The organism is Nonomuraea spiralis (genome assembly GCF_014648435.1).
GTDB classification, from domain to species: domain Bacteria; phylum Actinomycetota; class Actinomycetes; order Streptosporangiales; family Streptosporangiaceae; genus Nonomuraea; species Nonomuraea spiralis.
The window spans coordinates 1-20,733 of sequence record NZ_BMRC01000008.1 but is presented as its reverse complement, the minus strand read 5'-3'; the positions used below and the strand labels follow the sequence as shown (position 1 = coordinate 20,733).

Annotated in this window: 15 protein-coding genes; 11 read left to right on the top strand and 4 right to left on the bottom strand. The window is 70.9% G+C overall.

Going from position 1 to position 20,733, the window contains the following annotated elements; translation table 11 throughout:
• Nucleotides 1-23: 23 nt before the first annotated feature.
• A complete protein-coding gene (locus IEZ27_RS20645) occupies nt 24-500 on the bottom strand; it encodes an Lrp/AsnC family transcriptional regulator (protein WP_125649281.1) in 477 nt (158 codons plus the stop codon).
• A 94-nt stretch (nt 501-594) separates the two neighbouring features.
• Between IEZ27_RS20645 and IEZ27_RS20640 the strand changes: the two genes are divergently transcribed.
• The 6 genes from IEZ27_RS20640 to IEZ27_RS20615 all read left to right on the top strand — a co-directional run bounded on the left by IEZ27_RS20640 (nt 595) and on the right by IEZ27_RS20615 (nt 10,758).
• The gene (locus IEZ27_RS20640; RefSeq protein WP_125649284.1) at nt 595-1,287 is read left to right on the top strand and encodes a nitroreductase family protein; all 693 of its coding nucleotides are present in this window, start codon (nt 595-597) and stop codon (nt 1,285-1,287) included.
• Nucleotides 1,288-1,358: 71 nt separating this feature from the next.
• A complete protein-coding gene (locus IEZ27_RS20635; RefSeq protein ID WP_229824171.1) occupies nt 1,359-3,188 on the top strand; it encodes a M14 family zinc carboxypeptidase in 1,830 nt (609 codons plus the stop codon).
• Between the two features lie 507 nt (nt 3,189-3,695).
• Nucleotides 3,696-5,516, top strand: a complete 1,821-nt coding sequence (locus IEZ27_RS20630; RefSeq protein WP_189648764.1) for a cellulose binding domain-containing protein — start codon at nt 3,696-3,698, stop codon at nt 5,514-5,516.
• Entirely contained in the window at nt 5,513-7,201 is a 1,689-nt protein-coding gene (locus tag IEZ27_RS55285) for a fibronectin type III domain-containing protein (protein ID WP_189648763.1), read from the top strand. The genes IEZ27_RS20630 and IEZ27_RS55285 overlap by 4 nt, the downstream gene beginning before the upstream one ends.
• Before the next feature lie 87 nt (nt 7,202-7,288).
• A complete protein-coding gene (locus IEZ27_RS20620) occupies nt 7,289-8,935 on the top strand; it encodes a carbohydrate binding domain-containing protein (RefSeq protein ID WP_189648762.1) in 1,647 nt (548 codons plus the stop codon).
• Nucleotides 8,932-10,758, top strand: a complete 1,827-nt coding sequence (locus tag IEZ27_RS20615; RefSeq protein WP_189648761.1) for a chitinase — start codon at nt 8,932-8,934, stop codon at nt 10,756-10,758. Before IEZ27_RS20620 ends, IEZ27_RS20615 begins: the two co-directional genes overlap by 4 nt.
• Here the strand turns inward: IEZ27_RS20615 and IEZ27_RS20610 are convergent.
• Nucleotides 10,745-12,331, bottom strand: a complete 1,587-nt coding sequence (locus IEZ27_RS20610) for a molybdopterin-dependent oxidoreductase (RefSeq protein WP_189648760.1) — start codon at nt 12,329-12,331, stop codon at nt 10,745-10,747. The genes IEZ27_RS20615 and IEZ27_RS20610 overlap by 14 nt on opposite strands.
• A 117-nt stretch (nt 12,332-12,448) precedes the next feature.
• Here IEZ27_RS20610 and IEZ27_RS20605 point away from each other — a divergent pair, with 117 nt between their 5' ends.
• Nucleotides 12,449-13,834 (top strand): hypothetical protein, encoded by a 1,386-nt coding sequence (locus tag IEZ27_RS20605; protein WP_189648759.1) that lies wholly within the window; start codon nt 12,449-12,451, stop codon nt 13,832-13,834.
• Here the strand turns inward: IEZ27_RS20605 and erm are convergent.
• Nucleotides 13,823-14,560: an ErmE/ErmH/ErmO/ErmR family 23S rRNA (adenine(2058)-N(6))-methyltransferase gene (gene erm / locus IEZ27_RS20600; protein WP_379478612.1), complete on the bottom strand. Its 738-nt coding sequence runs from the start codon at nt 14,558-14,560 to the stop codon at nt 13,823-13,825. The two genes, IEZ27_RS20605 and erm, sit on opposite strands and share 12 nt — an antisense overlap.
• 319 nt (nt 14,561-14,879) lie before the next feature.
• Between erm and IEZ27_RS20595 the strand changes: the two genes are divergently transcribed.
• From IEZ27_RS20595 to IEZ27_RS20580, 4 genes are all read left to right on the top strand, one after another.
• Complete coding sequence (locus IEZ27_RS20595; RefSeq protein ID WP_189648757.1) at nt 14,880-15,941, top strand: ATP-binding protein; 1,062 nt, start codon at nt 14,880-14,882, stop codon at nt 15,939-15,941.
• On the top strand, nt 15,938-17,713 hold the full coding sequence (locus IEZ27_RS20590) for a vWA domain-containing protein (protein ID WP_229824169.1): 1,776 nt from the start codon (nt 15,938-15,940) through the stop codon (nt 17,711-17,713). The genes IEZ27_RS20595 and IEZ27_RS20590 overlap by 4 nt, the downstream gene beginning before the upstream one ends.
• Before the next feature lie 89 nt (nt 17,714-17,802).
• Nucleotides 17,803-18,657 carry a hypothetical protein gene (locus IEZ27_RS20585; protein ID WP_189648755.1) on the top strand — a complete coding sequence of 285 codons (855 nt, stop codon included), beginning with the start codon at nt 17,803-17,805 and terminating at the stop codon, nt 18,655-18,657.
• A gap of 36 nt (nt 18,658-18,693) precedes the next feature.
• Nucleotides 18,694-19,404 (top strand): helix-turn-helix transcriptional regulator, encoded by a 711-nt coding sequence (locus IEZ27_RS20580; protein ID WP_189648754.1) that lies wholly within the window; start codon nt 18,694-18,696, stop codon nt 19,402-19,404.
• Here the strand turns inward: IEZ27_RS20580 and IEZ27_RS20575 are convergent.
• Nucleotides 19,381-20,421, bottom strand: coding sequence for an AI-2E family transporter (locus IEZ27_RS20575; RefSeq protein ID WP_229824168.1), 1,041 nt, complete (start codon nt 20,419-20,421; stop codon nt 19,381-19,383). The two genes, IEZ27_RS20580 and IEZ27_RS20575, sit on opposite strands and share 24 nt — an antisense overlap.
• Between the last annotated feature and the right edge of the window lie 312 nt (nt 20,422-20,733).

Below are 20,733 nucleotides of genomic sequence, written 5' to 3'. Positions count from 1 at the left end.
GCGCGCTGGCAGCGGCCTGGCAGCTACCTGTCAGCCGCCGCCAGCGGCCGCACCCGGTGAGGGACCACCGTCGACAGCGCGATGACGGTGGTGCTCCTGCGTACGCCCGGGATCGTCAGCATGTCGTCGATCACCCGCTGGATGTGCTCGTTGTCGCGGCCCGCGATGCGGCACCACACGTCGCCGGGACCGGTCACGATGCAGGCTTCGAGCAACTCGGGGATGGACTCCAGCGTCCTGGAGATGTGCTCGCGGGCGGCCTGCTCGACCTCCAGGGTGGTGAACGCCTGCACCGGGTAGCCCAGCGCGGCGGGGGACAGGTTGGGGCCGTAGTCGGTGATCACGCCGTCCGCGGTCATCCGGTCCAGCCTGGCCTGTACGGTCCCGCGCGCCACCCCGAGCAGCCGGGCGATCTCCAGCAGCCCGCTGCGCGGACGTTCGGCGACCAGGCGCAGGACGCGCAGGTCCAGATCGTCAAGCCCGCGGCGACGTGCCGGCATATTCGCCTCCCAAAAGCCATTTTTCCTGTCAGATCGGCAGCATACGGCGACCGGTGTTGTCACAGCCGCCAGTCATGCCGAGACTGCGGATCTTATGGAGCACCAGTATCCGTTCGTCCCCTACCGGCCCGAGCGTTTCGAGGCCGACGAGATGATCAAGCGCGGGGAGGAGTTCCACGCGCTGGTGGACCGGCGGCGCAGCGTGCGCTTCTTCAGCGACGAGCCGGTGCCGTACCGGTGCGTCGAGCTGGCCGTACGGGCGGCCAACACCGCGCCGTCCGGGGCCCACCAGCAGCCGTGGAAGTTCGTGGCGATCAGCGACCCGGAGACCAAGCGCCGCATCCGCGAGGCCGCCGAGCTGGAGGAACGCCAGAACTACGAGGGCGGCCGACTGCCGCAGGAGTGGCGCGAGGCGCTGGCGCCGCTGGAGACCACCTCCGACAAGGGCTACCTGGAGGTCGTGCCCTGGCTGGTGGTGTGCTTCGCCGAGAAGTACGGCGTGCGCCCCGGCGGCCGGAAGGTCAAGCACTACTACGTCAACGAGAGTGTGGGCATCGCCTGCGGCCTGTTCATCACCGCCCTGCACGCCATGGGCCTGTCCACGCTCACCCACACGCCCAACCCGATGGCCTTCCTGACCGAGATCTGCGGCCGGCCGGCCAACGAGCGGCCCTACATCCTGTTCCCGATCGGGTACGCGGCCCCCGACGCCGAGGTGCCTGATCTGGCCAGGAAACCGCTGGCCGAGACCCTGGTCCGGTTCGACGGAAAATTGGGTCTTTCCTAGAGCACCCAACGTCTTCACTCTCAGTTCAGGCGCGGGTCAACCCCCAGCCCCGCGCGGGCGAGGAGGACGAGGTGAAACGCCGATTAGTCATCCTGCTGGCGGTCCTGAGCATGGTCAGCCTGACCGGCATGACCGGTGCGGGCGCCGGCGCCGAGCCACCGGCGAACAAGCAGTACCGGGTCTCCGGCCCGGCCGACGCGCGGCAGCGCAGCGCGGTGGCGGCCACCGGGGCCGCCATCGAGGAGGTGAACCCGGACTCGGTGCTGGTCACCGCCACTCCGGCGGAGATCGCGGCCATCAGGCGGCTCGGCTACCGGGTCGCGGACGCGCCGCGTCCGGCGCCCCCGTCCGCCGCCGGGGCGTTCGACTTCCCGCCGGCCGACTCCGGCTACCACAACTTCGCGGAGATGACGACCGAGATCAACAACATGGTCGCGGCCAATCCCTCGATCATGAGCCAGAGCACGTTCGGCACCTCGTACGAGGGACGGGCGCTGCGGCTGATCAAGATCAGTGACAACGTGGGCACCGACGAGGCCGAGCCCGAGGTGTTGTTCAGCGCGCACCAGCACGCGCGCGAGCACATGACGGTCGAGATGGCGCTCTACATCATGCATCTGCTGACCGACAACTACGGCACCGACTCCAGGATCACGAACCTCGTCAACACCCGCGAGATCTGGATCATGCCGGACCTCAACCCGGACGGCGGCGAGTACGACATCGCCAGCGGCACGTACCGCTCCTGGCGCAAGAACCGGCAGCCGAACTCCGGCTCCTCGGCCGTCGGCACCGACCTGAACCGCAACTGGGCCTACCAGTGGGGCTGCTGCGGCGGCTCCTCGGGCACGACCTCCAGCGAGACCTACCGCGGCGCGAGCGCCGAGTCGGCCCCCGAGGTCAAGGCGGCGGCCGACTGGGTACGCAGCCGGGTCGTCGGCGGCGTGCAGCAGATCAGGACGAACCTCGACTGGCACACCTACAGCGAACTGGTCCTGTGGCCCTACGGCTTCACCTACAACGACACCGCCCCCGGCCTGACCCAGGACGACCGGGACGCCCACGCCACACTCGGCCAGAACATGGCCGCGACCAACGGGTACACACCCGAACAGTCCAGCGATCTCTACATCACCGACGGGACCATCGACGACTGGATGTGGGGCGCGTACAAGATCTTCAGCTTCACGTTCGAGATGTACCCGGTCGGCGCGAGCCCCGGCTTCTACCCGCCGGACGAGCAGATCGTCCCGCAGACCACCCGCAACAAGGAGGCCGTGCTGCGCTTCCTCGAGTACTCGGACTGCGTGTACCGCATCATCGGCAAGGAGGCCCAGTACTGCGGCACCGGCACGCCGCCGGTGACGGTCTGGTCCGACACGTTCGAGACGGCGACCGGCTGGACGGTGAACCCGTCCGGCACCGACACCGCCACCACGGGCGTGTGGGAGCGCGGTGACCCCGAGGCGACCACCTCCTCGGGCGCCAAGCAGCTCGGCACCACGGTCAGCGGCACGAACGACCTGGTGACCGGCCGCCTGGCGGGCACCGCCGCCGGTGACTACGACATCGACGGCGGCGTCACCTCGATCCAGTCGCCGCCCGTCACGCTGCCCTCGACGGGCACCCTGAGCCTGTCGTTGTCGTGGTACCTGGCGCACGGCTCGAACGCCTCCAGCGCGGACTACTTCCGGGTCCGCGTCGTCGGCGGCACCACGACCACCGTGCTCCAGCAGGCCGGCGCGGCCGCCAACCGCAACGGCGCCTGGGCCGTGGCCACGGCCGACCTCACCGCGTACGCGGGCCAGACGGTCCGCATCCTCATCGACGCGGCCGATGCCTCCGGCGCCTCCCTCGTGGAGGCCGGCGTGGACGACGTCAAGATCACGCAGCAGCCCTGACCGACCGCCGCGCCCCCTCGTTCCGGACCCCGATCCGGTCGAGGGGGCGCTGCCTTTCGGTCCCGTACCGCGTGTTTCGGCACGTCACGGGATGTCACGTGATTGGGTCTTGTAAGCACCCGGTGTCAAGGCTACGATCGCGACAACTCTTAGGAAACTTTCCTAAAAGAAATCATGGATCGGATGGCCCATGACTCGCTCGCCACCCGCGTGACTCGACTCTGAGCTGCGGATACACCCCCCGAACCATCCTTTTCCCACGCCCCCGGCGCTGCGGGCGTGGACACCCCCCACGTTGTTTCCCAGCCGCGAGAGCGATCATGCGGCCGTGCCCGTTCGCACCGGCCCTGACTGCCGCTGCAAGCTCCGCGCGCCCCCGTTCCACCGGCCTGCGCTGACACCCCCCGAAAAGGCCCGTGTCTCACCTCCACGGGCCCGTGCCGTACGGCTTGCGCTCTCACCCCCCGGTGCAAGCCGTACGGCACGCCAGAAGAACGGAAATCGACAGTGAGATTTCGCGCGATCCTCATTGCGCTCGCGACCCTCGCACTGAGTCTCCTGGCCCTGCCCGCCCAAGCCGCCGCCGCCACCGCGACCTTCGTCAAGGTCTCCGACTGGGGCTCCGGCTTCGAGGGCAAGGTCACCGTCGTCAACGGCACCATCGCCCCCCTGAGCTGGAACGTGCAGTTCGACGTGCCCTCCGGGTTCTCGATCCCGTCCGCCTGGGACGCGGTCCTGACCAGGAGCGGCCAGCACTACACGTTCACCGCGCCGAGCTGGGCGGGTCCGCTGGCGGCCGGGGCGAGCACGAGCTTCGGCTTCAACGGCGCCCCGGGCAACTTCCCCGGCATCACCGGCTGCACGCTGAACGGCTCCTCGTGCGGCGGCTCGACCGTCGAGGTCCCCGGCAAGCCCGGCACGGCCACCGCGACCAGCACCGACACCAGCATCGCCCTGTCCTGGGGCGCCTCCTCAGGCACGGTGACCGGCTACCGCGTCTACGAAGGCAGCGCAGTCAAGGCCACGGTCACCGGTACCACGGCGACCGTCACCGGGCTCGGCACCTGCGAGAACCACACCTACACCGTCAAGGCGTACAACTCGGCGGGCGAGTCGGCCGCCGGCGACGCCGTGACCGCCACCACCACGGGCTGCGGCACCGGCGTGCCCGGCAAGGTCGGCGCGATCAGCCTGACCAGCAGCTCCCCGACCAGCGTCACGGTCTCCTGGCCGGCGGTCGCGGGGGCCACCGGTTACAAGGTCCGCCTCAACGGTTCCCAGGTCGCCTCCGTCACCGGCACCTCCTACACCCTCTCCGGCCTGACCGTCTGCACCACGTACACGCTGACGGTCACCGCGACGAACGCCACCGGCGACGGCCCGCCCAGCGACACCTTCTCCTTCACCACCCCGGGCTGCCCGACCGACCCGCTGCCCAAGCACTTCCTCACCGGTTACTGGCACAACTTCGTCAACGCGGCGACCGAGCTGAAGTTGTCGGCCGTGCCCAACGAGTACGACGTGGTCGCCATCGCGTTCGGCGAGGCCACCTCCACCGCGGGCGAGGTCGTCTTCTCGGTCGACCCGGGCCTTTCCACCGCGCTCGGCGGCTACACCGACGCCCAGTTCAAGGCCGACGTGCAGGCCCTGCACCAGCGCGGCAAGAAGGTCATCCTGTCGGTCGGCGGCGAAGCCGGCCGCGTGCAGGTCTCCAGCGGCACGGCCGCGACGAAGTTCGCCGACACGGTGTACGCGCTCATGCAGAACTACGGCTTCGACGGCGTGGACATCGACCTGGAGAACGGCCTCAACGCCACCTACATGGCCCAGGCCCTGCGGGCGCTGCGGGCCAAGGCGGGCAGCGGCCTGATCATCATGATGGCCCCGCAGACCATCGACATGCAGTCGACCGGGATGGAGTACTTCAGGCTCGCCCTGAACATCAAGGACATCCTCACCGTCGTCAACATGCAGTACTACAACTCGGGCTCCATGCTCGGCTGCGACCAGTCCGCCGCGTACTCGCAGGGGACGGTCAACTTCATGACCGCCCTGGCCTGCATCCAGCTGGAGAACGGCCTGCGCCCCGACCAGGTGGCGCTGGGCCTGCCGGCCGGGCCCGGCGCCGCGGGTGGCGGCGTCGTCTCGCCCTCCCTCGTCAACCAGGCACTCGACTGCCTGGCCAAGCGCACCAGTTGCGGGACCTTCGTGCCGCCGCGCGCCTACCCGGACATCCGGGGCGCGATGACCTGGTCCATCAACTGGGACGCCAGCAACAACTGGTCCTTCTCCAAGACCGTCAAGCCGCACCTTCAGGGAATGCCATGAGATTACGTAGAAAGCTGATCGCCTCGATGGCCGGCATGGCCATCGCCCTCACCGGGGCCGGCCTCGCCACCGGCGTGCCCATGGCCTACGGCGCCGCGGCCCAGCAGCAGCTGGCCGCCGCCTGGGCGCCGTGGACCGCGTACGCCACGGGCGCCTCGGTCACCTACAACGGCGTGGACTACGTGGCCATCCAGGGCCACACCTCCCAGCCCGGCTGGGAGCCGCCGAACGTGCCCGCGCTGTGGAAGCAGGGCGGCGGCGGGGGCGACCCCACACCGCCGTCGGTGCCCGGCAACCTCCGCTCGACCAACGTCACCTCGACCAGCGCCTCCCTGGCCTGGGACGCCTCCACCGACAACGTCGGCGTGACCGGCTACAACGTCTACCGGGGCGGCACGCAGGTCGGCACCGCGACCGGCACGACGTACACCGACAACGGGCTGACGGCCTCGACCACCTACGCCTACACCGTCCGGGCCCGCGACGCCGCGGGGAACCTGTCCGGCGTCAGCAACACGCTCAGCGTCACCACCCCCGGCGGCAACGGCGCGCCCGGCCAGCCCGGCACGGTCACGACGACGGTGACCGACACCAGCATCGCGCTGTCGTGGGGCGCCTCCTCCGGCACGGTGACCGGGTACCGCGTCTACGAGGGCGCGACCCAGAAGGCCGAGGTCACCGGGACCAGCACGACGATCTCCGGACTGAGCGTCTGCCAGAGCCACACCTACACCGTCAAGGCGTACAACTCGGTCGGCGAGTCGGCCGGACGTGACGTCTCCGCGACCACGACCGGCTGCCCGACCGGCGGCAAGATGCCCGGCGCCCCCTACCTCTACACCGGCTGGGGCGACCCGCCCTCTCCCACCACCGTGATGAACGCGACCGGCATCAAGTCGTTCACCATGGCGTTCATCCTGGCCAGCAACGGCTGCAACCCGGCCTGGGACGGGCAGCGCCCGCTGTCCGGCGGCCAGGACGCGCAGGCCATCTCGGCCATCAAGGCGGCCGGCGGCAGCGTTCAGGTCTCCTTCGGCGGCTGGCAGGGCAACAAGCTCGGCCCGAACTGCTCCACGCCCGAGCTGTTCGCCGGCGCGGTCCAGAAGGTCATCAACGCCGTCGGCCCGGCCGTCGTGGACTTCGACATCGAGAACACCGACGAGTTCGAGAACCTGACCGTCCAGGACCGCATCCTGAACGCCCTCAAGATCGTCAAGTCGGCCAACCCGAACGTCAAGATCGCCGTCACCTTCGGCACCGCGACCACCGGCCCGACCTACTACGGCACCCGCCTGATCAACCGCGCCAAGGAACTGGCGGTGCCGATCGACAACTACACGATCATGCCGTTCGACTTCGGCGGCGGCGCCAACATGTACCAGAACACCGTCAACGCGGCCGAAGGGCTCAAGAACGCCCTGAAGACCGCCCAGGGCTGGACCGACGCCCAGGCGTACGCCCACATGGGCATCTCCGGCATGAACGGTCTGTCCGACCAGCAGGAGCTCACCAACCAGAGCACCTGGACCCAGATCCGGGACTACGCCAACTCCCACGGCCTGACCAGGCTCGCGTTCTGGTCGGTCAACCGCGACCGTCCCTGCCCGGGTGGCGGCGTCGCGGAGAACTGCAGCGGCATCGCCCAGGAGAACTGGGAGTTCACCAAGATCACCGCTGGCTTCTGACCCGCTGAGGCGGCCCGTCACCCCCGGGTGGCGGGCCGCACCGGCGCGCGGTCCGCACCCCCCGAAAGGACCCGCATGAGACCCCGCATGAGACTGCGAGGACTGGCGGCCACGGCCCTGGCCGCACTGGGACTCACCGCCCTGCACGCCACCCCCGCCGCCGCCGCGAACATCCTGACCAACCCCGGCTTCGAGTCCGGCCTGAGCGGCTGGACCTGCCCGGCCGGCGCGCAGGCCGTCACCACCCCCGCGCACAGCGGCACGCAGGCGCTCCAGGCCACCCCGCAGGGGTCCGACCTCGCCCGATGCCAGCAGACCATCACCGTCAAGCCCAGCACCGCCTACCAGCTCTCCGCCTGGGCCCAGGGCTCCTACGTCTTCCTCGGCGCGACCGGCACCGGCGTCAACGCCAGCACGTGGGGCGCCCCCGGCAACCAGTGGGGCCAGCTCAAGACCTCCTTCACCACCGGCGCGAGCACCACCTCCGTGACCGTGTACGTCAACGGCTGGTACGGCCAGACCGCCTACACCGCCGACGACATCGTGCTCGACGGCCCCGGCGGCCCGCCCGACACCGAGGCCCCGACCGTCCCCGGCGGCGTGGCCGTCGGCGGCGCCACCGGCACCTCCCTCACCGTGACCTGGTCGGCCTCCACCGACAACTCCGGCTCGGTGGCCCGCTACGAGGTCTCCAGGGACGACGCCGCCCCCGTCGCCGTACCCACGACCAGCCACACCGCCACCGGCCTGACCCCCGACACCGCCTACGCCTTCCGCGTCAGGGCCTGCGACGCCGCCGGCAACTGCTCGGCCTACTCGGCCCCGGTCAGCGGCCGCACCTCCAAGGACACCGTCCCGCCCGCCGGCGACATCAGGTACGCCCCCTACATCGACATCACGATGACCAGCCCGTCCCTGGTGGGCGCGGCCAACGCGACCGGCGTGAAGAACTACACGCTGGCCTTCGTCCTCGGCGACAGCAGCGGCTGCAACCCCGCCTGGGGCGGCACGATCCCGCTCGCCGACACCCGGATCATCAACGACGTCAAGGCACTCCAGGCCCAGGGCGGCCAGGTGGTCGTGGCCAGCGGCGGCGCGGTCGGCCCGTACCTGGAGCACGCCTGCGGCACCTCGGCGGCGCTGCTGGCCGCGTACAAGAAGGTGCTCGACACCGTCGGCACCAACCACCTGGACATCGACGTCGAGGCGAGCATCGACGCCGGCAAGGTCAACACCGCGCTCAAGCAGCTCCAGAGCGAGCGCGGCACGGTGATCAGCTACACGCTGCGCGTGCAGGGCCAGGACTACGGCGTGGACCCGTTCTCGCTGCAGATCCTCCAGGACGCCGCCGCCAAGGGCCTCGACGTGATCGTCAACCCGATGCTGATGAACTTCGGCTACACCGGCAACTGGGGCGACGCGATGACCGCCGCCGCACAGGCCACGCTCGGCCAGATGAAGGGCGTCTGGCCCGCCAAGAGCGACGCCCAGCTCAGGCGCGCGTTCGGCGTCACCCCCATGATCGGCAAGAACGACACCGGCATGACCACCACCCAGGCCGACGCCCGCAAGCTCCTGACCTGGGCCAACAGCAACCACATCGGATTCGTCGGCTTCTGGTCCGCGGCCCGCGACAACGGCGGCTGCCCGAACGGCCAGATCTCACCCACCTGCAGCGGGATCTCCCAGTCCAGCTACGAGTTCACGAACATCTTCAAGGGGTTCACCGGATGAGCGGCATCTTCAGGTGGCGCACCGCCGTGGCGGCGGTCGCGCTCGCCCTCGGCACGGCGGGACTGACCGCCACTCCCGCCCTGGCGGCCAACATCGCCGTCAATCCCGGCTTCGAGGACGGGCTGACCGGCTGGACCTGCAGCGCCTCCTCCGGCGCCGCCGCCGTCACCTCTCCCGTCCACGGCGGCACGAAGGCCCTGCGGGCCACCCCGGCGGGCGTCGACACCGCCCGGTGCCAGCAGCAGATCAGGGTGCAGCCGTCGTCGTCGTACACGCTGTCGGCCTGGGTGCAGGGCAGCTACGTCTTCCTCGGCGCGACCGGCACCGGCGGCACCGACCCGCAGACGTGGGGCTCGCCCGGCTCGGCCTGGACGCAGCTGCGCACCACCTTCACCACCGGCGCGAGCACCACGTCCGTGACGATCTACCTCAACGGCTGGTACGGCCAGACCGCCTACGTCGCCGACGACATCGTCCTGGACGGCGCACCCGGCGGCGGAGGCGGCGGCGACAACCAGGCCCCCACCGTTCCCGGCAACCTGACCGTGGGCGGTGCCACGAGCAGCACGCTCACCGCCACCTGGTCGGCCTCCACCGACAACGTCGGCGTCGACCGGTACGAGGTCTCCCGCGACGGCGGCTCCCCGGTCGCCGTGACCGGCACCAGTTACACCGCCACCGGCCTCAACGCCTCGACCACGTACCGCTTCAAGGTCCGCGCCTGCGACGCGGCCGGCAACTGCTCGGCCTACACCTCCGAGGCCACCGGCACCACCACGACCGGCGGCGGCGGAGGCGGCGGCCTGCCCAAGCGCGTCCTGGTCGGCTACCTGCACGCCTCCTTCGCCAACGGCTCCGGCTACATCCGCATGGCCGACGTCCCCGCCGAATGGGACGTCATCAACCTGGCCTTCGGCGAGCCCACCTCGGTGACCTCGGGCGACATCCGCTTCCGCCAATGCCCGGTCGCCGAGTGCCCGAACGTCGAACCCGAGGCCGACTTCGTCGCCGCCATCAAGGCCAAGCAGGCCCAGGGCAAGAAGGTGCTCATCTCGATCGGCGGCCAGAACGGCCAGGTGCAGCTCACCACCACGGCGGCCCGCGACAAGTTCGTCGAGTCGGTCGCGGCCATCATCGACAGGTACGGCCTCGACGGCCTCGACGTGGACTTCGAGGGCCACTCCCTCTATCTCAACCAGGGCGACACGAACCTGGCCAACCCCACCACACCCGTCGTCGTCAACCTGATCTCCGCGCTGCGCGCGCTCAAGAGCCGCTACGGCGCCAAGTTCGTGCTCACCATGGCGCCCGAGACGTTCTTCGTCCAGCTCGGCTACCAGTTCTACGGCCCCGGCCCGAACGGCTCGGCCGACAGCAGGGCCGCCTCCTACCTGCCCGTCATCCACGCCCTGCGCGACGACCTGACCCTCCTGCACGTGCAGGACTACAACTCCGGGCCGATCACCGGCCTGGACAACCAGTACCACACGATGGGCGGGCACGACTTCCACGTCGCCATGACGGACATGCTGCTGGCCGGCTTCCCGATCATGGGCAATCCCAACAACGTGTTCCCGCCGCTGCGCCAGGACCAGGTGGCCATCGGACTGCCCGCCTCGCCCAACGCGGGCAACGGGTTCACCACCGTCGGGGAGGTGCAGAAGGCGTTCGACTGCCTGGCCAAGGGCGTCAACTGCGGCTCCTACAAACCGCGCGGCGTCTACCCCAACCTGCGCGGCCTGATGACCTGGTCGATCAACTGGGACAGGTACAACGCCTTCGAGTTCTCAAGGAGTCACCGGTCCTACCTCAACGGCCTGTGAACGGCCGGACCAGCTGGGTGGGCTTGAGCTGCACCCCCAACCCCGGCGGACGGTAGGTCGGCAGCGCCTCGCCGTACTCGTGCATCCAGGCGTGGTCGACCATCAGGCGCATGCGCCCGTCCGCCGGCGTGCCGCCCGGGTCCGCCCGGGCGGTACGCCCGGCCAGCCGCGCCACCGCCTCGGCCACCAACTCCGCGTCCGGCGGCGCGAGGTCGCACTGCTCGTCGGGGCCGATGAGCAGGTCGACCTCCGGCGGCAGCGGATAGATCGGCCGGGAGATCGCCAGCACGCGCGGCGAGGGCGCCATCGGCCACCCGTCGCGCACCGCCTCCAGCAGGACCGAGCGCGACGTGCGGCGCGCGAACAGCCCCTCGCACAGGGCCCAGCTCAGCGCGCCCACGTCCGCGCGGTCCTCGCCGCAGGCGTGCAGGCACAGGTACGGCACCAGCGGGATCCCCTCACCGCCCGCCGGCTGCGCCCACCCGCTGCCGCACCCGGTCAGCACCAGCAACGCCAGCATCGCCCGGTAGGCCGTGTCGGCGTGCGGCGTCTCCAGCCGCCCCGGCACGATCATGCACCGCCCGCCGGTCTTCTCCGCCGTCACGCCCAGCTCCCGCGCGGTCTTCACGGTCCGCGACGCGGCCACCCCGGTGTAGATCTCCTGCCACCCCGGCGTGTACGGCTCCCGATCCGCGTACCCCTGCGGCCACACCCCCGGCAACCCGTCGCGCGCCACGCCGTAGGCGGCCAGCAGCAGGTCGAACACCGTGGTCACCAGCTCGCCGCCGTCCCGGACGACCGGCACGCCGCGCCGCAACACGCCCGGCCCGAAGTCGAAACGCGGCAGCAGCACCTGCACGGCCTCGCCGCCGTACAGGCTGAGCCGGTCGCAGGTCCGGCCGAGCAGCCCGCCCGGCACGTACGCGTCCTCACGCTCGCGCAGCCGCACCAGGAACGGCAGGTCCGTACGCTCCATCGCGTGCGCGGCGAACGGCGGCCGGTCCAGGAAGAACTCCTTCAGCAGCACGTGGCCCATCGCCATCGCCAGCGCGCCGTCCGTGCCCGGCCGCACGACCAGCGTCTCGTCCGACAACCGGGTCGGATGGGTGCCGATCGCCACCACCTTCTGCCCCTTGTACCGCCCGGCGATCACCCAAGGCGTGTCCGCCGTACGGGCCAGCCGGTTGTTCTCGCCCCACAGCAGCACGTACGCCGCCCGCGCCCAGTCATCGGCCCCCGGCCCCGTGAAACGCGGCCCGAGCACCTGCTCCGACGCGCACGGATGCTCGGTCAGCAGCGCGCCGCCCAGCCCGCCCACCAGCCCGGCCAGCGGCGACGTCGCCAGCGCCGCCACCCGGTCCGCGCCGTGCTCGGAGGCGGTGTGCACGATCGCCGCCGCCGCCAGCTCGGCCGCCGTGGCGTCGTCCAGCGGCACTCTCCGCTCGCCGCGCCGGGCCCGGTAGACCTGAGAGTTCCCTGTGAGTTTCGCCCAGGCCGCGACCGGGTCGCGGACCCCGTGCCGCACCTCGAAATAGAGCCTGACCAGTGCCTGGTTGACCTGCGATCCCCCCATGGAAAAAGTTCAACACAGACAGTCATGTTCTATCGCGTTACGTGTCCGCATGTCGGGGATAAGAATTGGAAGCCCAGGTGGCGGCACTCAGATTGTTACGGCAGGCTAGGGGCCGCCATGGATTACGCAGTTCTCACGGGGATAGTCCTCGTCGCCGGTGTCCTGCTCGCCCTCGTCGCGCAGTGGCGGGATTGGCGGCCACCCCTCTACGTCGCCGTCCTCGTCGGCGTCGCCGTACGGGTGCTGATCATGTACACGTCGGCGATCGACTCCTGGCAACCCGTCGACTTCATGGAGAGCTTCAAACCGGCCGGCGAAGCGGTCCTCCAGGGCAAGGACCCGGTCCTGGCCAGCGAGGGCGGCTGGCACTTCCTGCCGACCATCCCCTACGTCTACGGCATCCTGCTCTGGCTCGGCATCCCATGGGAGTACGCCGGCCGCCTGGTCACCGTCGTCGCCGACATCGTGCTGATCCCGCTGGTCGGCAAGCTGGCCGGCGGCCCCAAGTCCTCCCTGCGCGCCCTCCAGTACGCGCTCAACCCGCTCGCCCTGCTCATCGCCAGCGTCCACGGCCAGGTCGAGCCGGTCGCGCTCGTGTTCGGCGTGGCCGCGTTCGTCGTCGCCCGCGGGCCCGGCGACCCCGACCGCCCCGGCATCACGACCGACGTCGTCGCCCGCGTGCGCAACGGGGTGTCCGCCTACGGGATCGGCCCCTCGGCGCGCCGGGTGCTCGGCCGCGGCGGCATGCTCCGCCGGGCCCTCCTGCCGGGCTCCACCGACCGGGCCGACCTGCGGCGCGGCCTGCTCGCCGGGCTCCTCATGGGCCTCGCGCTGTGCGCCAAAAGCTGGCCGATCTGGTTGATCCCCGGCATGCTGCTGCTCCTGCCCCACCTGCGCGCCAGGATCGCCGCCCTCGCCGTCACCGGCCTGGTCCCGGTGTTCTTCCTGCTCACCTCGCCGATCTTCGCGGGCACCACGCTCGACGAGATCCCCGCGGTCATCCGTACCATCCAGGACATCCGCCCGATCGTCGGCGAATGGGGTTACACCCCGTGGTTCACCGGCGGCGACTGGGCGCTGATGCCGGGGCTGGCCTCGTTCGGCACGAAGCTCATCTACATCAGCGTCGTCGCCGTACTGCTGCTGTGGCGGCGCGCCGACCCGATCGACCTGACCACGGCCATCCTGCTCGTCTTCATGGTCATGACGCCCCGGCTCGGCGCCCAGTACCTGCTGTGGTTCATGCCGTTCCTGGTGGCCAGGCCGACCAGGTGGGCCTGGCCGGCCATCATCGGCGCCTCCACCTGGGCCGCCTTCGGCTACCTCTACATGACGCAGTTCAGCGTGAACGACTGGTGGTACCTGCACCGCGACTGGTCGCGGGCCTCCATCGTGCTGCTGCCGGTCCTGCTGCTGGCCATGCCCTGGGGCCGCCGCGTGGCCAAGGCCGGGAGCAGGGCCGCCGCCGTCGGGGCGGCGGCCAAGGTCACCTCAGCGGCATAGCCGCCGCCACAGCGCGACCCACTGATCCGGGTGCACGTGGCCCACGACGGCGTCGCGGGCCACGCCCGCCTCGCCGAGCGCCGCGTCCACCCCCCGGTAGCGGGTGCGCAGCGAGGCCCGTACGGAGCCGCCGACCCCGCCGAAGCCCAGTTCGACCAGCTCCAGGTAGCCGCCGCGATCCGTGACCAGCGGCTCCGGCCGCCGGCGCAGGCGCAGGATCGCCGAGTCGACCGACGGCACGGGACGGAAGCTCTCCCTGCCGATCGTGTCGCCGAGCCGCCAGTCGAACCACGGCCACGACGACACCGTCACGAGGCTCCACCGGCCGTAGTCGCCCGTACGCTTGCGCGCGTACTCCCGCTGCGTGACCAGCGTCGCCGAGGTCAGCTCCCGCGCCCGCAGGCACCAGTCGACGATCCTCGACGTGATCGAGTACGGGATGTTGCCCACGACCGCGAACGGCTCGCCCGGCGCCCGGGCCGCCGTGAAGTCGCCCCTGACCACCTCGATCCGCGGATCGGTACGCGTACGCGAGGCCAGCCGCCCCGCGAGCCGGGGATCGAGCTCGTAGCCGATCACGCGGGCCCCGGCCTCGGCCAGCGCCAGCGTGATCGCGCCCGGCCCGCAGCCGGGTTCGAGCACCAGACCCTCCGGCGCCGCCGCCTTGACCACCAGCTCCACGGCATGCCGATCGGCCATGAAGTTCTGCGAGAGCTCACGCCTGATCCGGTCGGCGGGCGTGCGACCGCCGCCGCCGTTCCTGACGTTCTTCTGAGTGTGTGAATAGTTTCCGTGCGCGAAATTCTGCGCCACAGCACTGCCCCTTCGGGTCTTCGAGATGAACGGGTCTCGAAGGGCCCTGGGCGCGCCTGCGGACGCGCGATGTCAGCCGTCCGCTAGCAGGCCAGAGCCCGGCCGTGGCGGATGCGGATGAACACGGTGCAGAACATGGAACACATGGCGCCGACAGTAGGCGGGCCCGCGCCACCAGGGCAAACGATTAATGTGATGCGGACGCCCACCCCGGTTCGCCACTCTGGGAGGCATGCAGGCAACGGTCAAGGTCACCCCGGCACGCCTGCCGGAGGTGCTGCTGCACGTCGCCGTGGTCCGCCCGGTCTTCCTGTGGGGCGCCCCCGGCATCGGCAAGAGCTCGCTGGTACGCGAGTTCGCCCGCTCGCTCGACCTGGAATGCGTGACCCTGCTCGGCACCCAGCTCGCCCCCGAGGACCTGATCGGCGTGCCCGAGCTGGTCGGCGGGCGCAGCCGGTTCGCCCCGCCGGAGTCCATCGCCCGCGACGAGCCCTACTGCCTGTTCCTCGACGAGCTCAACGCCTCGGCGCCCGAGGTGCAGAAGGCGTTCTACTCGCTCATCCTCGACCGCCGCATCGGCACGTACGAGCTGCCCGAAGGCTCGGTCGTGATCGGTGCCGGCAACCGGGCCACCGACAACGCGCTGGCCCGTCCGATGGCCTCGGCGCTGATCAACCGCCTGGTCCACGTACACCTGCACGCCTCGGCCGACGACTGGCTGACCTGGGCGGCGGCCAACGGCATCCACCCGTGGGTCGTCGACTACGTCGCCCAGCGTCCCGACCACCTGTGGAGCACGCCGCCCAAGACAGAGGAGCCGTTCTCCTCGCCGCGCGCCTGGCACATGCTCTCCGACGTGCTCACCTCCTACGGCGACGACGTCGACGACGAGACGATCGCGATGCTCGCCTTCGGCACCCTCACCACCGCCCACGCCTCGGCCTTCCGCGCCTACGTCAAGACCGTCCGCCACGCCTACGACCTCGACGCCGTCCTCAAGGGCGAGGCCCCCTGGCCGCGCCGCCCGGAGGAGCGCGACCTGCTCTACTTCCTCGCCGAGGCCTTCCGCGCCCGCCTGATCAAGGAGCTGCCCGCCGACCAGCGCGGCGCCTCCGCCCGCGGCCGCGACCTGGGCTTCCGCGCCAAGACCCGGCTCGTCGAGCTGGCCGAGATCTCGCTCGAATGCGCCCAGCTCGTCATCGCCAACGACGCGGACGGCGCGCCCGCGCTGCCCATCTGGTTCCTCGTCGAGATCGGCAGGGACGTGCCCCGGCTCATGGCGGCCCGCGCGTGAGCCGCCGCAAGCCCAAGGCCGACCCCTGGCGGGCCGAGGTGCTCAAGGGCTGGACCGCCGTCACCCGCCACCCGCTGTTCGCCGGCTTCCGCAGCGACCTGCTGGAGGCCGACGACGGCTGGCTGCCGCCCGAGGCGTGGGCGGTCGTCGGCGGCGACGGCGACGTCACCTTCCACCCCAAGCGCCGCGCCTCCGCCGAGGAGTGGTCCTGGGTCTTCGGCCACCTGCTGCTCCACCTCGGCTTCGGCCACGCCGACCCGCGCCTGTGCGCCCCCAAGGACGTCGACGGCGACCGGCCCGACCCCGCCTTCCATGCCGCCTGCTGCGTGGCCGTCGAACGTTTCCTGCGCACGCTCAAGATCGGCCGCTGCCCCGCGCCGCTGCCCGATGAGCTGCCCGAGGAGGACGAGGTGACACTGTCCGAACAGTGGCGCAGGCTCGGCGTCCCGCCGCGGTTCCAGCCGCTCGGCCCGGCCGACTTCCCGATCTCCACCGAGGAGGACGCCGACCACTTCGACTTCCGCCGCAGGTTCGCGATCGGCATCGCGGAGGCGGCCACGTCCGCGCTGGACCGGGCGGGCGCGCCGCGCACCCCCGTCGAAGGCCACGTCAAGGGCCCCTGGGACGTCGCGCTGCGCTGGTTCATGTCGTCGTACCCGCTGCTCGGCGCGCTGGCCGCGGGCATGAAGATCGTCTCGGACGCCGAGCTGGCCAGGGGCTGGGACATCTCGATCGCCGCGGTCAGCGCCGAGGCGGGCGAGATCTACGTCAACCCGCTGGCCGAGCACACCGAGCACGAATGGCGTTTCGTCCTGGCCCACGAGATGCTGCACGCCGCGCTGCGCCACGGCGAGCGCGCCGGGATGCGCGACCCGTACCTGTGGAACGTCGCCTGCGACTACGTGATCAACGGCTGGCTGGTCGAGATGGGCGTCGGCGAGATGCCCGAAGGGCTGCTGTTCGACCAGTCGCTGAGCGCCATGTCCGCCGAGGCCGTCTACGACCGCATCACCGGCGACCTGCGGCGTATGCGCAAGCTGGCCACCCTGCGCGGACGCGGGCTCGGCGACGTGCTCGACCGCCCGCCACGCCGCGCCGGCTCCTACGTCGACCTCGACGAGTACTACCGCAACGCGCTGTGCACCGGCCTGGCCTACCACCAGTCCGGCGGACGCGGCCTGCTGCCCGCCGGGCTCGAACAGGAGATCCGCGCACTCGACCAGCCGCCGCTGCCCTGGGACGCCCAGCTCGCCCGCTGGTTCGACGAGCACTTCCAGCCCGAGGAGAAGCGCCGCTCGTACGCCCGCGCCTCCCGCCGCCAGGCCGCCACCCCCGGCATCCCGCGGCCCGGCCGGGTACGACCCGAGGAGGTCGTACGGAAGAAGACGTTCGGCGTCGTGCTCGACACCTCCGGCTCCATGGACGTCAGGCTGCTCGGCAAGGCACTCGGCGCCATCGCCTCCTACGCCGCCGCCCGCGACGTCCCGAAGGCCAGGGTCGTGTTCTGCGACGCCATGGCGTACGACGCCGGCTACCTGCCGGTCGAGGAGATCGCCGGCCGGGTCAGGGTACGCGGCCGGGGCGGCACCGTCCTCCAGCCCGGCGTCAAGCTGCTCGAACGCGCCGAGGACTTCCCGCCCGACGGCCCGATCCTGCTGATCACCGACGGCCGCTGCGACGTGCTGCGCATCCGCCGCGAGCACGCCTTCCTGGTGCCCCAGGGCGCCCCGCTGCCCTTCCGGCCACGCGGTCCGGTCTTCTACATGAAATGACCTCGTCCGCCGCGTCCGATTCGGACAAGAACCAGCCCCGCCCTGAACGATAGCTTCGCCGGGAAGACAGCCTTTCGACGGAGAAGAACATGGACACACTTGACCGGGCGGCACAGTTCCTGCGACTCCACGGCAGGCTGATCGACAGGCTGAGGTTCGAGGCGCTGTTCGCCGGCGGCTCCCGCGAGCGGGTGCTCGACGCCCTGCGCTGCTACCAGAACCCCGACGGCGGCTTCGGCAACGCCCTGGAGCCCGACCTGCGCGGCGCCGGCAGCCAGCCGCAGCCGGTCGAGGTCGCCTTCTGGATCCTCGACGAGCTCGACGCCTTCGACTCCCCGATGGTCGCCGCCGCCTGCGACTACCTGTCGGGCATCACGGCGGCGGGCGGCGGGGTGCCGTTCGTGTTGCCGTCCGTCCGCGACACGCCGCGCGCGCCCTGGTGGCAGACCGCCGACGACCCGCCCGGCAACCTCAACCCCACCGCCGCGATCGCCGGGCTCCTGCACAAGCACGGCGTCACCCACCCCTGGCTCGGCCCGGCCACTGATTTCTGCTGGTCCCGCGTCGCCCACCTCACCGAGACCAGTCCGTACGAGGCCCGCGCCCTCCTCGTGTTCCTGGAGCACGTACCCGACCGCGAACGCGCGCTCGCCGAGTTCGCCCGCCTGCGCGAGGCCGTCCTGGCCACGGTCACCTTCGACCCGCACGCCGAGGGCGCGGTCCATCACCCGCTCGACCTCGCGCCCGCGCCGTCGGCCCTGCCCCTGTTCGACGCCGCCACCCTCGACACCCACCTCGACGTCATGGAGGCCGCCCAGACCCCCGAAGGCGGCTGGCTCCCCAACTGGGCCGCCTGGACCCCGCTCGTCCTGCACGAATGGGCGGGCTACCTGACCGTCCAGCGCCTGAGGACCCTGCGCGCGTACGGCCGCCTCCACCCCTGACCCGGTTCTGTCGGCGGGGTCGCATACGTTGGAGGCATGTACGCGGAACGGCACCCCGGCCCCGACCTCGTCGACCGCATCGCGTGCGTGTGGCACCAGGTCAGCGAGGGCGACACCACCCAGCTGGTGGTGCCCGACGCCTGCGTCGACCTCGTCTGGGGGCCCGGCGGCCTCTTCGTGGCCGGCCCCGACACCGGCCCGGAGCCGGTCCCGATGGCGGCCGGCGACAGCTTCGTCGGCATCCGCTTCCGGCCCGGCGCGGCCGGCGCCGTCTTCGGCGTCCCGATCCACGAGCTGCGCGACCGCCGCGTCCCCCTGACCGCCCTGCCCGCACTCGCCGCTCTCACCGCGCCCGCCCTCGACGAGGCGCCGTCCGACCGCCTCGCGGTCATGCGCGCCGCCGTCCTCGCCCGGCTGCGCGAGGCCCCCGGTCCCGACCCGGCCGCCCCCGCCATCGCCGGCGCGCTGCGCATGGGCCGCAGCGTGCGCGACGTCGCCTGGACCCTCGGCCTCAGCGAGCGCCAACTCCACCGCCGCAGCGTCGCCTCCTTCGGCTACTCGCCGAAGACCCTCCAGCGCATCACCCGGTTCCAGCGCGCGCTCACCCTCGCCCGTACGGGCCTCCCCCCGGCGGACGTCGCGGCCCGCGCCGGCTACGCCGACCAGGCCCACCTGTCCCACGACGTCAAACGGCTGAGCGGCGTGACGCTGGGCCGCCTGCTCTCACCCGTTCGGCATCTTGCCTGACACCAGCGCCTGCGCCCACTTCGCGCTCGGATCGCTGTCGATCAGCAACGCCCGCGTCAGCAGGCTGAGCGGGATCGCCAGGATCGCGCCGAGCGGCCCCAGCATGAACGTCCACACGATCAGCGACAGGAACGTCATCGTCGTCGAGAGCCCGACCGCGTCCCCCAGGAACTTCGGCATGATGAACGACTGCGTGACCACGTTGATGACGATGTAGGCCACGACGACCAGCACCATCGTCTTCACCCCGCCGTCCAGCAGCGCCAGCATGGCCGGCGGCAGCAGCCCGATGATGAACCCGATGTTCGGGATGTAGTTGGCGATCAGCGCCAGCACCCCCCACAACAGCGGCAACGGCACGTTCAGCAACGACAGCACGATCACATCGAGAATCGCGTCGATCAGCCCGAAGACGGTCGAGACGATGAGATACCGCCGCGTCTTGTGCGCGAACATCGCCAGCGCCGTCACCAGCTGCGGCCTGTTCCCCTCCCCGGTGGTGAGGATCCGCGCCGTCATCGGCGCGTCGAGGCACATCGCCAGCAGCAGCACCACGATGAGGAACAGGCTGGACAGGATGCCGATCACGCTCCCGAGCAGGCTCTGCGCGAGACCCAGCATCCGGCCCGGATCGAACGCCTGCACCGCCTTGCCCAGCACGTCGCTGCCCAGCCCATGAGTACCGGCCCAGTGCTCGGACTCGGCCAGCAGCGCCTGGAACTGTTTGGTGTACGACGGCAGCAACGACACGAGCTGCGTCACCGAGATCGTCAGGATCCCGACCATGCCGAGCAACATCAGCACCACGACCAGGAACGGCACGGCGACCTGCACCCACGTCGGCGCCCGCCGGGCCGCCAGCCAACTGCGCACCGGGGCGACGGCGATGACCAGTACGAGCGCCAGGACGACGGGCCCGACGATGGAATTGATCTCGCGAAGTCCGAAAAGGGCGATCACCGCGCCGGCGATGCCCACCAGAAGGATGAGTGCTCTGGGCACGGTCTGATCTCGCACGCCGGAATACCTACCCAGCGAGCTTCGCCGAGGAGTCGCGCGCCGCCGATTTGACGGTTCTGGGAGCCGTACATAGAGTTCACCAGTCCCACGAGGACGGCGTTGATCGTCGGCCTCACTCGGGGGCCACCTTCAGAACTGCCACTCCGGTGAACGTCCGCGTCCACGGAAGGTCGATTCGACAAGAGTCGGGCTTGGGAGTAAGTTCGAGGGGTTGTCCCGGAAGCGGGGCGCGACTTAATTCCAGCAGGTCGAGCAAGTCCGGTCAATTTGACAGAGACTTGAACGGCTGAAAGAATTAAGACACAACGA

Bases quoted from the DNA above. Each gene is read 5' to 3' on its own strand.
- IEZ27_RS20645 (WP_125649281.1), bottom strand. From the start codon at position 500: ATGCCGGCACGTCGCCGCGGGCTTGACGATCTGGACCTGCGCGTCCTG.
- IEZ27_RS20640 (WP_125649284.1), top strand. From the start codon at position 595: ATGGAGCACCAGTATCCGTTCGTCCCCTACCGGCCCGAGCGTTTCGAG.
- IEZ27_RS55285 (WP_189648763.1), top strand. From the start codon at position 5,513: ATGAGATTACGTAGAAAGCTGATCGCCTCGATGGCCGGCATGGCCATC.
- IEZ27_RS20620 (WP_189648762.1), top strand. From the start codon at position 7,289: ATGAGACTGCGAGGACTGGCGGCCACGGCCCTGGCCGCACTGGGACTC.
- IEZ27_RS20615 (WP_189648761.1), top strand. From the start codon at position 8,932: ATGAGCGGCATCTTCAGGTGGCGCACCGCCGTGGCGGCGGTCGCGCTC.
- IEZ27_RS20610 (WP_189648760.1), bottom strand. From the start codon at position 12,331: ATGGGGGGATCGCAGGTCAACCAGGCACTGGTCAGGCTCTATTTCGAG.
- IEZ27_RS20605 (WP_189648759.1), top strand. From the start codon at position 12,449: ATGGATTACGCAGTTCTCACGGGGATAGTCCTCGTCGCCGGTGTCCTG.
- IEZ27_RS20595 (WP_189648757.1), top strand. From the start codon at position 14,880: ATGCAGGCAACGGTCAAGGTCACCCCGGCACGCCTGCCGGAGGTGCTG.
- IEZ27_RS20585 (WP_189648755.1), top strand. From the start codon at position 17,803: ATGGACACACTTGACCGGGCGGCACAGTTCCTGCGACTCCACGGCAGG.
- IEZ27_RS20580 (WP_189648754.1), top strand. From the start codon at position 18,694: ATGTACGCGGAACGGCACCCCGGCCCCGACCTCGTCGACCGCATCGCG.